Raw genomic sequence first — 1,309 nt, 5'->3', positions numbered from 1 at the left:
CACCAGTCTCTCTCTACAAATCTATCTCTCTCGAGCTTTCGCAGATCCGGGGGGCAATGAGATATGAAAAAGCCTGAACTCACCGCGACGTCTGTCGAGAAGTTTCTGATCGAAAAGTTCGACAGCGTCTCCGACCTGATGCAGCTCTCGGAGGGCGAAGAATCTCGTGCTTTCAGCTTCGATGTAGGAGGGCGTGGATATGTCCTGCGGGGTGTCACGTTGCAAGACCTGCCTGAAACCGAACTGCCCGCTGTTCTACAACCGGTCGCGGAGGCTATGGATGCGATCGCTGCGGCCGATCTTAGCCAGACGAGCGGGTTCGGCCCATTCGGACCGCAAGGAATCGGTCAATACACTACATGGCGTGATTTCATATGCGCGATTGCTGATCCCCATGTGTATCACTGGCAAACTGTGATGGACACAAGAAGTCGTGGATCCCGGCCTTCAAGAGCGACGCCGAGTTCATCAACCCGCCGTGGCTCGATGGCTCGCTCCCCGGTGACTTCGGCTTCGACCCGCTGGGGCTGGGCAAGGACCCGGCGTTCCTCAAGTGGTACAGGGAGGCGGAGCTGATCCACGGGCGGTGGGCGATGGCGGCGGTGCTGGGGATCTTCGTCGGGCAGGCGTGGAGCGGCGTGCCGTGGTTCGAGGCCGGCGCGCAGCCGGAGGCCATCGCGCCCTTCTCCTTCGGCTCCCTCCTCGGGACGCAGCTGCTGCTCATGGGCTGGGTAGAGTCCAAGCGGTGGGTCGACTTCTTCAACCCGGACTCGCAGGCGGTGGAGTGGGCCACGCCGTGGTCGCGCACCGCCGAGAACTTCTCCAACGCCACCGGCGAGCAGGGCTACCCCGGCGGCAAGTTCTTCGACCCGCTCGGCCTCGGCGGCGAGACCAGGGACGGCGTCTACATCCCGGACACCGACAAGCTCGACCGGCTCAAGCTCGCCGAGATCAAGCACGCCCGCCTCGCCATGCTCGCCATGCTCATCTTCTACTTCGAGGCCGGCCAGGGCAAGACGCCGCTCGGCGCCCTCGGCCTATGAGCAATCAACCCCGCTCTCGCTCGCCATGGATCTGACACACAGAGTTGGGTTTCGCTTGCATGCGCGCTTCGTGTTTGATCGCTAGCTGTTGCATCGATCGGGCGCGTGCATGGGCTCGGATCGAACGATTGGAGGTCGGAGGAGCAGTAGCAAAATGTATCTTGTTGTGTTCGTGGCCGCTTTTGGGTTGGGTGGTGTGCGTGAACCAAATGGGGGAATTAATCAAGGAGTTATTTTTTTTTATTTTTCTTCCCAGTGTATGTACC

At 60.7% G+C, this 1,309-nt stretch carries 2 protein-coding genes and 1 pseudogene; 2 read left to right on the top strand and 1 reads right to left on the bottom strand.

Annotation, left to right across the window (positions count from 1 at the left end; all coding sequences use genetic code 11):
* Positions 1 to 63: 63 nt before the first annotated feature.
* Together OKA04_RS24920 and OKA04_RS24915 are read left to right on the top strand one after the other, a co-directional pair.
* Positions 64 to 423 (top strand): annotated as a pseudogene (locus OKA04_RS24920) (aminoglycoside O-phosphotransferase APH(4)-Ia); the annotation flags it as partial.
* Positions 405 to 1,043, top strand: coding sequence for a chlorophyll a/b-binding protein (locus OKA04_RS24915; protein WP_498049459.1), 639 nt, complete (start codon positions 405 to 407; stop codon positions 1,041 to 1,043). The pseudogene OKA04_RS24920 and the gene OKA04_RS24915, both read left to right, overlap by 19 nt.
* A gap of 4 nt (positions 1,044 to 1,047) precedes the next feature.
* On the opposite strand, the gene OKA04_RS24910 is transcribed toward OKA04_RS24915, so the two are convergent.
* The coding region (locus OKA04_RS24910; protein WP_264503847.1) for a hypothetical protein at positions 1,048 to 1,309 on the bottom strand (262 nt) is incomplete at its 5' end.

This window comes from Luteolibacter flavescens, assembly GCF_025950085.1.
Taxonomy (GTDB): Bacteria; Verrucomicrobiota; Verrucomicrobiia; order Verrucomicrobiales; family Akkermansiaceae; genus Haloferula; species Haloferula flavescens.
This window is presented reverse-complemented; position numbering and strand designations above follow the sequence as displayed.